Genomic DNA, 13747 nt, shown 5'->3' on the forward strand with positions numbered 1-13747 from the left:
GATAATAAAACTTGATATATTTTATTATACGAAAAATGGTTTAGGCCATTGAGTGTTAACTCAAGACCTAAACCTAGTTCTTAAAACCGAGTAAACTTATTTAAGTTCAACTACAGCTCCAGCTTCTTCTAATGATTTTTTAAGACCTTCAGCCTCTTCTTTAGAAACACCTTCTTTAACGTTACTTGGAGCACCGTCAACTACATCTTTAGCTTCTTTCAAACCTAAACCTGTAAGTTCTTTTACTAATTTTACAACTGCTAATTTAGAAGCACCAGCTTCTTTTAATACAACTGTAAATTCAGTTTGTGCTTCTTCAGCAGCACCTTCTCCACCACCAGCAGCAACTACAACAGCTGCAGCAGCAGGCTCGATACCATACTCGTCTTTTAATATTGTTGCTAATTCGTTAACTTCTTTAACTGTTAAGTTAACTAATTGTTCTGCGAATTGTTTCAAATCTGCCATTTTTTCTATCGTTTAAAATGATTTGTAAAATATAATTTATTTATTGTGCGCTATTTAAGCAGCAAGGAAATAAAATTTCCTGCATTTGTTATTATGCTTCAGTTTCAGCCTCTTCGCTGTTTGCGAATTGGTTTTGTAAAGCAGAGATAACTCTTTGTGCTGGTGATTGCAATAATCCAATAAGCTCTCCAAGAAGTTCTTCTTTAGATTTAATAGTTGCTAATGCATCTAATTGATCATCTCCAATATAAACTTCAGAATTAATATAAGCTCCTTTTAATAAAGGTTTAGCCGATTTTTTTCTGAAATCTTTAATTATTTTTCCAGGTGCATTTGCTACATCTGAAATAAATATAGCACTATTACCAGTCAATACTGAAGGTAAATCACCATAGTCATTAGCAGAAGCTTCCATTGCTTTTGCAAGCAATGTATTTTTTACAACCTCTAATTTAATACCTGCTTTGTAACAAGCTCTTCTCAAGTTTGAAGTCGTTTCTGCGTTTAATCCAGAAATATCAGATACATAAATAATATTTGTACCAGCTAACTGTGCAGTTAAATCTTCAATCGCGATTGATTTTTCTTCTCTAGTCATACTAAAAATTATTAACTACCAATTATACTGCTTTAGGGTCCAATGCAATTGCAGGACTCATAGTGCTTGTAAGGTGAATACCTTTAATATAGGTACCTTTAGCAGCAGTTGGTTTAAGTTTGATTAATGTTTGAATAATTTCGTGTGCATTGTCATAAATTTGCTCAGCTCCAAAAGAAACTTTACCAATTCCTGCATGTACGATACCAGTTTTATCAACTTTAAAGTCAATTTTACCAGCTTTAACCTCTGCAACAGCTTTTGCAACATCCATAGTTACAGTACCTGTTTTAGGGTTTGGCATTAAACCTCTAGGTCCTAAAATACGACCTAATGGACCTAATTTACCCATAACAGCTGGCATAGTGATAATAACATCAACATCTGTCCAACCATCTTTAATTTTTTGTAAATAATCGTCAAGACCTACATAATCAGCTCCAGCAGCTAAAGCTTCTGCTTCTTTATCTGGAGTAACTAATGCTAATACTTTAACGTCTTTACCTGTTCCGTGAGGTAATGTAACTACACCTCTAACCATTTGATTCGCTTTTCTTGGATCTACACCCAAACGAACTGCGATATCAACAGACTCATCAAATTTTGCAGAAGCTATAACTTTAATTAATGCAGCTGCATCTTTTAAAGAGTATAGTTTGTTCTTTTCAATTTTTGAAGCAGCCTCTTTTTGCTTTTTTGTTAATTTTGCCATTTCTTTCTCTTAATTAAAAAGGAGCATCTCCTGATACAGTTATACCCATAGATCTAGCAGTTCCAGCGATCATGCTCATTGCAGATTCGATTGTGAATGCATTTAAATCTACCATTTTATCTTCAGCAATTGCTTTGATAACGTCCCAAGTAACGCTAGCTACTTTTTTACGATTTGGTTCACCTGATCCAGACTTTAGCTTTGCAGCTTCCAATAATTGGACAGCAGCTGGAGGAGTTTTTACAACAAAATCAAATGATTTGTCTTTATACACAGTAATTTGCACTGGGCATATTTTGCCAGGTTTATCTTGTGTTCTAGCATTGAACTGCTTACAGAACTCCATGATATTAACCCCAGCAGCTCCTAAAGCAGGTCCAACCGGTGGCGACGGATTCGCAGCACCTCCCTTAACTTGTAGTTTAACTACCTTACTAATTTCTTTAGCCATTTTTTAAAAAATTTAACACTATAATCATAGGAAGCAATTATAGTGGTTATTATAGATGTAACAAAAATTATACTTTTTCAACTTGCATAAAACTCAATTCTAATGGTGTTTTTCTTCCGAAAATCTTAACCATAACTTCAAGTTTACGCTTTTCATCATTTATTTTTTCAACCGTACCATTAAAGCCGTTAAATGGACCATCGATCACTTTAACAGTTTCACCTAAGTTGAAAGGAATTGCACGAGTATCTGTATTTACAGCTAACTCATCTACTTTACCTAACATTCTATTTACTTCAGAAAGTCTCAAAGGAACAGGTTCTCCACCTTTGATCTCACCTAAAAATCCAATTACACTAGTAATAGACTTAATAATATGAGGTATCTCACCAACCAAGTTGGCTTCGATCATAACATACCCAGGAAAATAAACTTTATCCTTAGACATTTTCTTTCCTTCTTTTACAGTAACTACTTTTTCTGTAGGCACTAAAACCTGGGAAACATAATCACCCATACCTAATCTGGCAATCTCAGTTTCGATGTAAGCTTTGACTTTATTTTCTTGTCCGCTTACAGCTCTTACTACGTACCATTTTTTCACATTATTATCTGCCATCACAAAAAAATTATCCTTTTAACCAGTTAAAAAATCCAGCCAAAGCTTTTGCAAAAAATTCGTCTACTCCCCATGTTGCCAAAGCGAATAAGATCGAAAATACAGCCACAACAATTGTCAATTTTTGAACCTCAGCCCAAGCAGGCCAAGTAACATTTGACTTTAACTCTTCGAAAGCCTCTGATAAATAATTCGTAACTTTTGTCATTTGATATATTTTTTTATTGCACGGGCGGAGGGATTCGAACCCCCATCAACGGTTTTGGAGACCGCTATTCTACCCTTGAACTACGCCCGTAATTAAAAGCCAGTGATTTCAGTTAAGAGAATCAGCTGGCTTTTTATAATATTTATAGGATTATCCTACGATTTCAGTTACCTGACCTGCTCCTACTGTTCTACCACCTTCACGGATAGCAAAACGTAAACCTACGCTCATTGCGATTGGGCTTAATAAAGCAACATTAATTGTCAAGTTGTCTCCTGGCATTACCATCTCTACTCCTTCTGGTAAAGTAATAACTCCTGTTACGTCAGTTGTACGTACGTAGAACTGTGGACGGTAGTTATTATGGAATGGAGTATGACGTCCACCTTCTTCTTTTTTCAAGATATAAACCTCAGCTTTGAAAGTAGCGTGTGGTTTTACTGATCCTGGCTTAATGATAACCATTCCTCTTTTGATAGATTCTTTATCAACACCTCTTAACAATAAACCTACGTTATCTCCAGCTTCTCCTCTGTCAAGAATTTTACGGAACATCTCAACTCCTGTAATAGTAGAAGTTAATTTGTCAGCTCCCATACCAATGATTTCAACAGCATCTCCTGTATTAGCAATACCAGTTTCGATACGTCCTGTAGCAACAGTTCCACGACCAGTAATTGTAAATACATCCTCAACTGGCATCAAGAATGGTTTTGCAGTATCACGGATTGGCTCTTCGATCCAAGAATCTACAGCTTCCATCAATTCAAGAATTTTAGGAACCCAAGCAGGATCATTATTCAATCCTCCTAAAGCAGAACCTTGAACAACTGGTCCATTATCTCCATCATATTCGTAGAAAGATAATAAATCTCTAATTTCCATTTCAACAAGCTCTAATAACTCAGCGTCATCAACCATGTCAACTTTGTTCATAAAAACAACCATTCTAGGAATACCAACCTGGCGACCTAAAAGGATGTGCTCACGAGTTTGTGGCATTGGACCATCTGTAGCAGCAACTACTAAGATAGCTCCGTCCATTTGAGCAGCACCAGTAACCATGTTCTTTACGTAATCCGCGTGACCTGGACAGTCAACGTGAGCGTAGTGACGATTAGCTGTTTCATACTCTACGTGTGATGTATTAATAGTAATACCTCTTTCTTTCTCCTCTGGAGCGTTATCGATTTGATCAAACGATTTTGCTTGACAGTAACCAGCATCAGACAATACTTTTGTAATTGCTGCAGTTAATGTAGTTTTTCCGTGATCCACGTGTCCAATTGTACCTATGTTTAAGTGCGGTTTGGAACGATTAAAATTCTCCTTTGCCATTTTACTTAATTTTTAATCTTAGTTATATATTAATTTTCAATTTCCTACTTACTTGAGCCAACTACGGGAATTGAACCCGTGACCTCTTCCTTACCAAGGAAGCACTCTACCTCTGAGCTAAGTCGGCAGAGAGTTCTGATTTAGATTGCATTTCAAAGATTTTAGTTTTAAAACCTGAAATCTACGTCCTAAAACCTTAACTTCTTTTTGTGGGGAGAGCAGGATTCGAACCTGCGAAGTTCACACAGCAGATTTACAGTCTGCCCTCGTTGGCCGCTTGAGTATCTCCCCTTTTTTTTATCAATAATCGTATGAACAATTTCAAATCGCATTTGAAATTTTAGAGCCGGCGGAGGGACTCGAACCCACGACCTGCTGATTACAAATCAGCTGCTCTAGCCAACTGAGCTACGCTGGCAATATCAATAAAAAAGTCCGCTATTTCTAACGGACTGCAAATGTAGCTATTTTATCTTTTAATCAAAACATTTTTTCAAAAAAATTTTCAATTATATGTGTGCTCTTATTTTTTCTTTCCTTTTTACTAATACACGCTCTAAAGATTCTGCCGAAAGCTCAATCGCCTCTTCAAAGGTTTTGCACTGTTTTTTAACCAAAAAATCATCTCCAGGAACATTAATCTTAATCTCTACTGCCTTATTCTCCTTATCACTTGTTCTTTCGACTTTTAAAAAAATGTCAGCCGAAACAACTCGATCGTAATACTTTTCTAATTTATCCATTCTTTCCTGAATAAAATCCACTAATTTTCTGTCAACAGTAAAGTTAACTGCATGAACATCTACCTTCATAATACAAATTTTAGGGTTAAACATTTCAGAACTGTTATTTATTCCTCGGATGCGCATTACCATACACCTTTTTAAGCTCTGCCAAACTATTATGAGTATAAACTTGTGTGGATGCCAAACTCGAATGTCCTAACAATTCTTTAACTGAATTTAAATCTGCTCCATTATTTAATAAGTGAGTCGCAAAAGTATGCCGAAGCACATGTGGACTTTTTTTTACCTTTTCGGAGACTTTACTAAAGTATGAATTTATTAATCGATACACAAAAGATTCACTCAATTTTAACCCTTTTCCTGAAATAAAAAAATAATCACCATCGACTATCTTTTCAACCGAAGTTCTTTCCTGCAGATACAAATTAAACTGTTCGACAATAATTGGCAAGACAGGAATAATACGTTCTTTATTTCGCTTTCCTAAAACCTTAATCACATTAGAAGACAAATCGACATTGTATTTCATTAAATTTATCAGTTCTGCTCTCCGCATTCCTGTTGTATAAAAAAGATCAACAATAAGCTTATCCCTCACCCCCTCAAACCCGGATGCATCCCCAAACTGCCGCATTAGATCTGCCAATTCTTTTTCAGAAAAAGGAATCTGCACAATTTTAGGCGTCTTCAAGGCCTTATGCTTCAACATTGGACTAACTTCTATTTGTTTTGTTTTTAAAAGGAACTTATAAAACGCTTTTAGAGATGACATCTTTCGATTTACAGAAACATTTGAAATATCCCGATCAACCAGAGAAACAATCCAACTTCTTATCTGACTATAATTAACCTGTTCGATATTCTCCTGATCAAAATGAGTTTTATTGAATGTTTCGAAAAATGAAATATCATTCAAATAAGCATTAATAGTGTGAACTGAATACTTTTTCTCTAACTGAAGATAATCCCGAAATGCTTCTTTATTTGCTTTCATAAAATAAGTACTTTTTTCCCTCTACTTACAGCGAATATTATTTATCTCAAAATTAAGCATAAAAAAACCGTTAGTATCAAAATTTTGACAACTAACGGTAATTATTTCCGATAAGCTAATACTAACTTTCTAAACCATCTTTCATGTTTTGAATGTAAGCTGCTTTTTGAATTTTGATTCTATTTTTAACAGAAGGCTTAATAAAAGCAGTACGCGCTCTTAATTGACGAACAGTTCCTGTTTTATCAAATTTTCTTTTATAGCGCTTTAATGCTCTATCGATATTTTCTCCGTCTTTAATTGGTATAATTAACATAATATAGACACCCCCTTTCGTTAAGTGTGCAAAAGTATATATTAATTATTGATTTCGGGTTATAAATTGTCAATTATTTTTTTCAAAGAAAAAAGAAGATAGAAAAAAGAGAATACACTTAAAAAAACATCCCTTACAATGAGACAATTAAGCAAGATTTATTCTTTATTCTTTATTCTTTATTCTTTATTCTTTATTCTTTTAATAAATTTCTAGAGATAACTACTTTCTGAATTTCGGTAGTTCCTTCTCCTATTGTACACAACTTCGAGTCTCTATAAAATTTCTCTACAGGATAATCTTTTGTATAACCATAACCACCATGGATCTGAACGGCTTCGTTTGCAATTCTAACACAAGCTTCTGAGGCATACATTTTTGCCATTGCCCCAAGTGTTGTAACGGGCTTATGTTGCTGCTTTAAGAAAGCTGCTTTATGAAGCAATAATTCCGATGCTTCGATCTCCGTAGCCATATCAGCTAATTTAAATGAAATTCCCTGAAAATTACTAATAGGCTGACCAAACTGATGTCTTTCTTTTGAATATTTAAGAGCAGCTTCGTATGCACCTTTTGCAATCCCTAATGACAAAGCTCCAATTGAAATACGTCCTCCATCTAATATTTTCATAGCCTGAACAAATCCCTGCCCTACTTCTCCTAATCTATTTGCATCAGGAACACGGCAACCATCAAAAACCAATTCTGCAGTTTCGCTGGCACGCATTCCAAGTTTATTTTCTTTTTTACCCGAAGTAAATCCTTTCATTCCTTTTTCAAAAACAAAAGCGGTCATTCCTTTTGAATCACCTTTTTCTCCCGTTCGAACTATTACAACTGCAATATCTCCGGAAATAGCGTGAGTTATAAAATTCTTAGCTCCGTTTACAATCCATTCATCACCATCTTTAACAGCTGTTGTATTCATTCCGCCGGCATCTGAACCTGTATTATGCTCGGTTAAACCCCAGGCTCCTATATATTCTGCGGTCGCTAATTTTGGCAGCCATTTTTTCTTTTGCTCTTCATTTCCAAAAGTTAAGATGTGATTGGTGCATAATGAATTATGAGCTGCGACTGATAAACCAATTGAAGGATCTACTTTTGAAATTTCCTCTACAACTGTAATATATTCATGATAACCTAAACCTGATCCGCCATATTCTTCAGGAACTAAAACTCCCATAAATCCCATTTCGCCTAATTTTTTAAACAAAGGAATTGGAAAAATCTGAGCCTCGTCCCATTCCATTATATTAGGTCTGATATTTTTTTCGGCAAAATCTCTTATAGATTGAGCAATCATTGACTGCGTTTCGTTATATTCAAAATTCATTGTAAGCTGCTTTTGTTTTAGAACTCCAAATATAAACTAATTATTTTTGCTTTATCAACAGGAAAACCTTTAATTTTTGACAAATCCTCAATATTATTAATATTTCCGTTCATACTTCGATACGTGACAATTTGTTTTGCCAAGGTATATCTAAAATACGAAAACTGTGATAACTCTTTTAATGACGCTTCATTTATAGCGATCTTTTTAAAAGTTGAAGGAATTACAACCTTAAAATGGGAGTTCAATTCACTAATAACTTCGGGCGAAAGTCCCCAAACATCATTCATCTGCTCCATAGAAACAAAACATCCCAAAATTTCTTTCTGTTTTAATATTCTTAATGATAATGCTTCACCTATTCCGTAAAGTTTAATTAAATCCTCCTGCGTCGCCTCATTAATATCCAAAACTATAATTTTTTCTTTTTTGAAGTTTTCTCTATGAACAAATTCTTTTCTTTCTGTTTTAAAATCTTTTTTATTCTGAACCCAATCCGGAAATTTGAATAGAGGAGCCATCACATTTAATAAAGAATCTGAAATTTTTGTGACTTCCTGAAATTCTTTTGCGGAACTAACATATTTATTCTCTTTACGAAAAGCAAACAAACGATCTATCTGCTGAACTGACATTCCTAACTTGTACCCTTTATAATCTGTAATAAAATTTGGATTGAAAGAATACACTTTTGGCTTTTCATTAGACTTTACGAATTTCATCGAATCAATTTCTGACTGTAAAGACATCCATTCTTCTTTTTCAGGAAAAGTTTTTTCGGGTAAACTAAAATCAACGAAAAAATATACCAACTGCAGTACTATTATTATAACAAAAAGGATAAAAACTCCCGTACGTTGTTGACTTGTAAACTTAAAATATAATTTTATGGTACTGAAATTCATATTATATAATGCAGTTATTTTAATTAGAGCTTTTTTAGCTTAATAAATTTATAAATATTTTACTACAATTATACGTTATAAAAAACTATTTACATAAGCTAAATGACATTTTTGCAATTCATATTTTAGTTCTTCTCCTACTAATAAAAGAGAAATGGCTTTCGAAAAGTTAAATATTCTTTTTTTATAACTTAAAACTTAATTATTGTTTTTATTTTTTATAAAAAACTATACATTTGGAGCTTAATAATAATAAAAACCACATATATGTCAATTTGGAAAAGAAAACCATTAAATCAGCTTTTGGCAGAAGCCGCTGATTCCGAAAAAGGATTAAAGAAAACATTAACGGCACCCGGATTGGTTGCTTTAGGAATTGGAGCTATTATTGGAGCTGGTTTATTTTCGATTACTGGTCTTGCAGCATCTATGAATGCAGGTCCGGCGATAACCATTTCGTTTCTTGTAGCTGCATTTGGATGTGTTTTTGCTGGTTTATGTTATGCTGAATTTTCTTCTATGATTCCAGTTGCCGGAAGTGCATATACTTACTCATTTGCAACAATGGGTGAATTTGTAGCATGGATAATTGGATGGGATCTTGTCTTAGAATATGCCGTAGGAGCAGCAACGGTCTCGATTAGCTGGTCGCGGTATTTTGGCAAATTCCTTAGTGGTTATGGTATTCATATCAACGAATCGTATATGCTTTCTCCTTTTGAAGGAGGGATAATAAATGTTCCTGCTGTAGTGATCGTAATGATAATGTCCTTAATATTAATTAGAGGAACAAAAGAATCTGCTTTCGTAAACAGTATTATTGTATTATTAAAAGTTACTGTTGTATTGGTTTTTATTGCTGTAGGATGGCAATACATAAGACCTGAAAATTACACTCCTTATATCCCTGCAAACACTGGTAAATTTGGAGAATTTGGTTTTTCAGGAATAATTAGAGCGGCTGCAATTGTATTTTTTGCATACATTGGTTTTGATGCTGTCTCTACTGCAGCACAAGAAGCTAAAAACCCTAAAAGAGATATGCCTATCGGAATTTTATTATCATTGGCAATCTGTACTGTTTTATATATTCTTTTTGCTCACGTAATGACTGGGGTTGTAAATTATCAGGCTTTTGCCGGTAAGGACGGAATTGCACCTGTAGCGATTGCAGTTGAATCGATGGGACATGTGGGAGCAAACGGAATGATTACTCCGGCATACCCGTGGTTGAATAATGCTATTTTACTTGCTATCCTGGGTGGTTATGCTTCTGTAATTTTAGTAATGTTAATGGGACAAAGCAGGGTGTTTTTCTCTATGAGTAAAGATGGGTTAATGCCAAAAGTTTTCTCTGAAGTACATTCAAAATTTAGAACTCCGGCAAAAAACAATTTATTGTTTATGGTAATTGTAAGTCTTTTTGCTGCATTTGTTCCTGCAAGAGTGGTAGGAGAAATGACTAGTATTGGTACTTTATTTGCTTTTATCCTTGTTTGTATTGGTGTATTGATTATGCGTAAAAAGATGCCGGATGCACCAAGAGCTTTCAGAACACCACTTGTACCTTTCGTGCCTATTGCAGGAGTATTAGTATGTTTATTTATGATGGTATTTTTACCATTGGATACCTGGATCAGACTAATTGCATGGATGATGCTTGGTTTTGACTTATACTTATTCTACGGAATGAAAAATAGTGTATTGAATAAAGGTACTTTTAGTGAGCGCAATTATAAAACTATCGCTTATTCCGGATACGCTATGGTAATAGCATTAGTTGCTGTTGCTTATATCAACCATTTAGATGCAAATGCTGATGGAGCCTTCTTGTATTACTTCTCTTTAATATTTGCAGCAATTCATGCCGTAATATTTACTTTCAGTTTTAATAAATCAAGATAAATAATTTCATTAAAAAAGGGCTCTGAAGTAATAATTACTTTAGAGCCCTTTTTTTTATGATTAAAATTTAGTGTTACAGATCAAAAACAGATGTTCGTTTGGCGCGAATTAAATCCTTCAGTCGAATCCAAAATGCCAAAGTCAGGTATACTCCAAACCATAAACCTGCTGTAACAAACGAAATATAAATAAAGAACAACCTAACACTTGTTACTCTCATACCTAGCTTATCTGCAAGTCGGGATGAAACATGAAATCCATATTTCTCGAAGAAAAACTTCAGTTTTAAAATTGCTGACATCGTAGATTTTAGATTTTATCCTTTGGCTTCGCTCAGGATGGTTAATATTTGATAAGAAAGGCAAAAGTACAAAATTATTTTATTGACGCATTTTCTAATCGCCTAATTACTTTTCAGTAAATTTATTCCTAAAGCACATTTTAAACACGCTTTTTGATTGCAATATTCATTTTTGAGTTCTAATAACGATTGTGCTTCGAAAGCATTTTTACAAGAAATGCCAAAGGAATTAAATTTATCAATAATGGCATTTTTTTCAAGAGTAATTTCATTCATAAACGCTATTAGATCTTCTGAAATAGATTCTCCTCTTATATTTGAGTAAGCAAACTGAATTGGGATTATAGTATTGATAATAATCAGATCTAAAAAAGCTTTTGATAAAATTTTGGGTCTCTTTATACTCTCTTTATCGAATTGATAGTGATTTTACCAATACAAACTTGCAGAAACACCTAAGAGATCGTAAACGTTTTTAACTGATTTTAAATCAATCATTTTCGAAAATATATTTTGGTGTTTATGATATAAATTAGCTAATTGTGAAAGTCTGATGGTTGGAAAATTATCCGGACGATGCTTAAAAAACTGCACCGAATCTATATGCTGTTTTTCTAACTGATATTTATTAAGCAGATAGTAATACCTTAATTTTAGATCCGTAAAATAAACATCTTCTTTCTCATCATCTAATAATCCTGAAGAGCCTAAAAGTATCGCTTCAAGATTTTCGACTTCAAAGCTTTCTTTTCGAATAATCGAAAACGGGACTGATTTTGCAATTTGTAAAAAGGAATTGCCATTGGTATTTAAGCCGAAACTTTTTGCCAATAAAGAAAATAAAACGGCCTCCCAATCTTGGTTTGTCTCTTCTAATAAATCATATATAAATTTCGATTTTCTTTCTAAGCGATCAAAAAATAGCCGCTCCTGCCAATTTTTAAAAACAAACTCGTCAATTTCGCCAATACTTTTTTTACAAAATATCCATGATTTGGGAATTATTAAAGCATGATAATTTGCCAGAATATCTGAAGAAATATAATCTTTGAGTACCAAAACAGGAATTTCTCTGTTGTTTTTACCGTATATATCTGTATCATGTTCCCAGAATACATGCAAAATTACATTTTCGTATGCTGCATCATTCTCGTGACCATGTACATACCAGTCTGAAGATTTTAAATGAATTTCGACATTTCCCGCCCATTTTTGATCTCCAATAGTAATTTGAGCGTTAAAAAAATCGGGGCCCGGCAAGTCGTAAATAGTCCTCTGTTTTTATAATTGTGATAGATTCATTCTGGATTGTTTGCAAATTCAACGTATCGAACTTCTTGAATTTCCAGAGGTAATGAAGAAAATCTTCTTTCATTTCTAGGCTTTTACTTTAATTTATAAAAACCCTAAATATAATTAAAAATAATAATAATCTTACATTTTTGTTTGGTATTTATTTTAACAGATACAATTTCGCACACGCACGAGCATCAGATAAGGCTTCATGATGGTTCAGCTGAATTTTCATTTCTCTGCAGCAATCACTTAATTTAGTAGGTTTAAAACCTTTTGCTTTATAGATTTTAACTGTACATTCCCATTTTTCAGCTATATTTAAATCCTCATATTGCAATCCGTAAAGTGCCATAGATTTACTTAAAACATTTCTATCAAAACTTTCGTTATGTGCAACAACAACTCTATTTTTTAACCTTTTTTCGATTTCAGGATAGACTTGTACAAAAGATTTAGCATACACGGTATCACTTGGATAAATTCCATGAACACGAATTGTAAACGGATTATATTCATTATTGGGCGGTTTGATCAAAGTAACGAACTCATCTACAATTATGCCGTTCTCTACAGTAACAATACCAACTGAACAAGGATGATGTCCTGTGGCGGTTTCAAAATCTATTGCGGTAAAATTCATTAATAGTTTTATACAGATTATAAAAATAGGGATTGAGGTAACATTTCAAGGAAAGGTAGTGCGCTTGAATAATCTAAGACTTCATATTCTAAACCTAAAGTTCGTAAATTAGAATAATATAATTTATGTTTTTGATAATAATTCTTCTCGCTTTGAATAAACCATGCTTTTTCTCCAAGCTTTTCAGATAAAAACCATTTCTCTAAAAGCCTCGCTGAGCGGCCATTTCCATCATTCCAAGGATGAATTTTCACAAAAACCAAATGAATTAAGCTTGCAAAATAAAAAACTTCAGAAAAACTTAACTCTTCATTTAAAAGGTAATCAACATCATCATAAAACTTTTTCATTTCTTCATTGACAAGATCAGGAATTGTAGCTACATATTCGATTTTCCGTCATCAGTTGTGATAAACATGTTTTGAATTCTATGTTTACCCTGATATGCCAACGCTACAATATTTCTTCCCAATAATTTATGAGCTTCCGAAATATTTTTTTTATTTAATGAATTTACTTTGGCAAAAGAATACGCTTCATATAAATCGTCAATTTTCCTGGTATAATCAGGAAGAAATTCTATACCAAAACGTTTATGGTTAACATAAGAATTTAATTCAATTTCTTCTCCTTCGATCTTACTCGAAAAAACCGAAGCTACTGAAGTATAAAAGCTAAAAGAATCATTAGAAATCTCAGCATCACAAAGATTCTCAAACTTCTGTTCTAATTCTTTTGGGAAATTTTTTTTATACTCTTCTAAAAGTAATTCCGGGATTATTTTCATTGAAAACTTAGTCATAGCACAAATATAAAACTTATATCAATAGTGTAAATTTATTACGGGAGATAACTTTAATTAAAAATGAGCTTTACAAAAATTCAACCATTTAAAACTAAAAATCCCACAGTTT

17 protein-coding genes, 4 tRNA genes and 1 pseudogene are annotated in these 13747 nt (G+C 33.4%); 1 reads left to right on the plus strand and 21 read right to left on the minus strand.

Annotation, left to right across the window (positions count from 1 at the left end; all coding sequences use genetic code 11):
* Nucleotides 1-96: 96 nt before the first annotated feature.
* The 16 genes from rplL to NJT12_RS05565 all read right to left on the minus strand — a co-directional run bounded on the left by rplL (nucleotide 97) and on the right by NJT12_RS05565 (nucleotide 8691).
* A complete protein-coding gene (gene rplL / locus NJT12_RS05490; RefSeq protein ID WP_007807437.1) occupies nucleotides 97-468 on the minus strand; it encodes a 50S ribosomal protein L7/L12 in 372 nt (123 codons plus the stop codon).
* Between the two features lie 91 nt (nucleotides 469-559).
* Nucleotides 560-1066 (minus strand): 50S ribosomal protein L10, encoded by a 507-nt coding sequence (gene rplJ / locus NJT12_RS05495; RefSeq protein ID WP_271334894.1) that lies wholly within the window; start codon nucleotides 1064-1066, stop codon nucleotides 560-562.
* A gap of 22 nt (nucleotides 1067-1088) precedes the next feature.
* Nucleotides 1089-1778, minus strand: a complete 690-nt coding sequence (gene rplA / locus NJT12_RS05500; RefSeq protein ID WP_072944426.1) for a 50S ribosomal protein L1 — start codon at nucleotides 1776-1778, stop codon at nucleotides 1089-1091.
* 13 nt (nucleotides 1779-1791) lie between these two features.
* Complete coding sequence (gene rplK, locus NJT12_RS05505) at nucleotides 1792-2229, minus strand: 50S ribosomal protein L11 (protein ID WP_007807442.1); 438 nt, start codon at nucleotides 2227-2229, stop codon at nucleotides 1792-1794.
* 67 nt (nucleotides 2230-2296) lie between these two features.
* Nucleotides 2297-2848, minus strand: a complete 552-nt coding sequence (gene nusG, locus NJT12_RS05510; protein ID WP_271334895.1) for a transcription termination/antitermination protein NusG — start codon at nucleotides 2846-2848, stop codon at nucleotides 2297-2299.
* A gap of 10 nt (nucleotides 2849-2858) precedes the next feature.
* On the minus strand, nucleotides 2859-3056 hold the full coding sequence (gene secE / locus NJT12_RS05515; protein ID WP_008466927.1) for a preprotein translocase subunit SecE: 198 nt from the start codon (nucleotides 3054-3056) through the stop codon (nucleotides 2859-2861).
* A gap of 19 nt (nucleotides 3057-3075) precedes the next feature.
* Nucleotides 3076-3146: transfer RNA gene (locus NJT12_RS05520), tRNA-Trp, on the minus strand.
* 60 nt (nucleotides 3147-3206) lie between these two features.
* Nucleotides 3207-4394 carry an elongation factor Tu gene (tuf, locus tag NJT12_RS05525; protein WP_072959420.1) on the minus strand — a complete coding sequence of 396 codons (1188 nt, stop codon included), beginning with the start codon at nucleotides 4392-4394 and terminating at the stop codon, nucleotides 3207-3209.
* A gap of 55 nt (nucleotides 4395-4449) precedes the next feature.
* Nucleotides 4450-4521 (minus strand) — tRNA-Thr (locus NJT12_RS05530).
* An 83-nt stretch (nucleotides 4522-4604) separates the two neighbouring features.
* Nucleotides 4605-4685: transfer RNA gene (locus NJT12_RS05535), tRNA-Tyr, on the minus strand.
* Nucleotides 4686-4738: 53 nt separating this feature from the next.
* Nucleotides 4739-4812 (minus strand) — tRNA-Thr (locus NJT12_RS05540).
* A gap of 91 nt (nucleotides 4813-4903) precedes the next feature.
* Nucleotides 4904-5206, minus strand: a complete 303-nt coding sequence (hpf, locus tag NJT12_RS05545) for a ribosome hibernation-promoting factor, HPF/YfiA family (protein ID WP_213302146.1) — start codon at nucleotides 5204-5206, stop codon at nucleotides 4904-4906.
* A 34-nt stretch (nucleotides 5207-5240) separates the two neighbouring features.
* The gene (locus tag NJT12_RS05550) at nucleotides 5241-6134 is read right to left on the minus strand and encodes a tyrosine-type recombinase/integrase (protein ID WP_271334896.1); all 894 of its coding nucleotides are present in this window, start codon (nucleotides 6132-6134) and stop codon (nucleotides 5241-5243) included.
* Between the two features lie 121 nt (nucleotides 6135-6255).
* Nucleotides 6256-6450 carry a 30S ribosomal protein S21 gene (rpsU, locus tag NJT12_RS05555; protein WP_072959426.1) on the minus strand — a complete coding sequence of 65 codons (195 nt, stop codon included), beginning with the start codon at nucleotides 6448-6450 and terminating at the stop codon, nucleotides 6256-6258.
* Nucleotides 6451-6643: 193 nt separating this feature from the next.
* Complete coding sequence (locus NJT12_RS05560; protein ID WP_271334897.1) at nucleotides 6644-7786, minus strand: acyl-CoA dehydrogenase family protein; 1143 nt, start codon at nucleotides 7784-7786, stop codon at nucleotides 6644-6646.
* Nucleotides 7787-7803: 17 nt separating this feature from the next.
* The gene (locus NJT12_RS05565; RefSeq protein ID WP_271334898.1) at nucleotides 7804-8691 is read right to left on the minus strand and encodes a ComEA family DNA-binding protein; all 888 of its coding nucleotides are present in this window, start codon (nucleotides 8689-8691) and stop codon (nucleotides 7804-7806) included.
* A gap of 267 nt (nucleotides 8692-8958) precedes the next feature.
* Here NJT12_RS05565 and NJT12_RS05570 point away from each other — a divergent pair, with 267 nt between their 5' ends.
* On the plus strand, nucleotides 8959-10596 hold the full coding sequence (locus NJT12_RS05570) for an amino acid permease (RefSeq protein ID WP_271334899.1): 1638 nt from the start codon (nucleotides 8959-8961) through the stop codon (nucleotides 10594-10596).
* A 73-nt stretch (nucleotides 10597-10669) separates the two neighbouring features.
* Here the strand turns inward: NJT12_RS05570 and NJT12_RS05575 are convergent, their stop codons facing one another.
* The 5 genes and pseudogenes from NJT12_RS05575 to NJT12_RS05595 all read right to left on the minus strand — a co-directional run bounded on the left by NJT12_RS05575 (nucleotide 10670) and on the right by NJT12_RS05595 (nucleotide 13635).
* Nucleotides 10670-10897 (minus strand): PspC domain-containing protein, encoded by a 228-nt coding sequence (locus tag NJT12_RS05575; RefSeq protein WP_264204740.1) that lies wholly within the window; start codon nucleotides 10895-10897, stop codon nucleotides 10670-10672.
* 102 nt (nucleotides 10898-10999) lie between these two features.
* A pseudogene (locus tag NJT12_RS05580) lies at nucleotides 11000-12272 on the minus strand (DUF2851 family protein).
* A gap of 78 nt (nucleotides 12273-12350) precedes the next feature.
* The gene (locus tag NJT12_RS05585) at nucleotides 12351-12833 is read right to left on the minus strand and encodes a 3'-5' exonuclease (RefSeq protein ID WP_271334900.1); all 483 of its coding nucleotides are present in this window, start codon (nucleotides 12831-12833) and stop codon (nucleotides 12351-12353) included.
* Nucleotides 12834-12850: 17 nt separating this feature from the next.
* The gene (locus NJT12_RS05590) at nucleotides 12851-13183 is read right to left on the minus strand and encodes a Fic family protein (protein ID WP_271334901.1); all 333 of its coding nucleotides are present in this window, start codon (nucleotides 13181-13183) and stop codon (nucleotides 12851-12853) included.
* 29 nt (nucleotides 13184-13212) lie between these two features.
* Nucleotides 13213-13635: a hypothetical protein gene (locus NJT12_RS05595; protein WP_271334902.1), complete on the minus strand. Its 423-nt coding sequence runs from the start codon at nucleotides 13633-13635 to the stop codon at nucleotides 13213-13215.
* Nucleotides 13636-13747 lie beyond the last annotated feature (112 nt).

Source organism: Flavobacterium azizsancarii, from assembly GCF_027980145.1.
In the GTDB taxonomy this organism is placed as follows: Bacteria; Bacteroidota; Bacteroidia; order Flavobacteriales; family Flavobacteriaceae; genus Flavobacterium; species Flavobacterium azizsancarii.

Bases quoted from the DNA above. Each gene is read 5' to 3' on its own strand.
- rplL (WP_007807437.1), bottom strand. From the start codon at position 468: ATGGCAGATTTGAAACAATTCGCAGAACAATTAGTTAACTTAACAGTT.
- rplJ (WP_271334894.1), bottom strand. From the start codon at position 1,066: ATGACTAGAGAAGAAAAATCAATCGCGATTGAAGATTTAACTGCACAG.
- rplA (WP_072944426.1), bottom strand. From the start codon at position 1,778: ATGGCAAAATTAACAAAAAAGCAAAAAGAGGCTGCTTCAAAAATTGAA.
- rplK (WP_007807442.1), bottom strand. From the start codon at position 2,229: ATGGCTAAAGAAATTAGTAAGGTAGTTAAACTACAAGTTAAGGGAGGT.
- nusG (WP_271334895.1), bottom strand. From the start codon at position 2,848: ATGGCAGATAATAATGTGAAAAAATGGTACGTAGTAAGAGCTGTAAGC.
- secE (WP_008466927.1), bottom strand. From the start codon at position 3,056: ATGACAAAAGTTACGAATTATTTATCAGAGGCTTTCGAAGAGTTAAAG.
- tuf (WP_072959420.1), bottom strand. From the start codon at position 4,394: ATGGCAAAGGAGAATTTTAATCGTTCCAAACCGCACTTAAACATAGGT.
- hpf (WP_213302146.1), bottom strand. From the start codon at position 5,206: ATGAAGGTAGATGTTCATGCAGTTAACTTTACTGTTGACAGAAAATTA.
- NJT12_RS05550 (WP_271334896.1), bottom strand. From the start codon at position 6,134: ATGAAAGCAAATAAAGAAGCATTTCGGGATTATCTTCAGTTAGAGAAA.
- rpsU (WP_072959426.1), bottom strand. From the start codon at position 6,450: ATGTTAATTATACCAATTAAAGACGGAGAAAATATCGATAGAGCATTA.
- NJT12_RS05560 (WP_271334897.1), bottom strand. From the start codon at position 7,786: ATGAATTTTGAATATAACGAAACGCAGTCAATGATTGCTCAATCTATA.
- NJT12_RS05565 (WP_271334898.1), bottom strand. From the start codon at position 8,691: ATGAATTTCAGTACCATAAAATTATATTTTAAGTTTACAAGTCAACAA.
- NJT12_RS05570 (WP_271334899.1), top strand. From the start codon at position 8,959: ATGTCAATTTGGAAAAGAAAACCATTAAATCAGCTTTTGGCAGAAGCC.
- NJT12_RS05575 (WP_264204740.1), bottom strand. From the start codon at position 10,897: ATGTCAGCAATTTTAAAACTGAAGTTTTTCTTCGAGAAATATGGATTT.
- NJT12_RS05585 (WP_271334900.1), bottom strand. From the start codon at position 12,833: ATGAATTTTACCGCAATAGATTTTGAAACCGCCACAGGACATCATCCT.
- NJT12_RS05590 (WP_271334901.1), bottom strand. From the start codon at position 13,183: ATGAAAAAGTTTTATGATGATGTTGATTACCTTTTAAATGAAGAGTTA.
- NJT12_RS05595 (WP_271334902.1), bottom strand. From the start codon at position 13,635: ATGACTAAGTTTTCAATGAAAATAATCCCGGAATTACTTTTAGAAGAG.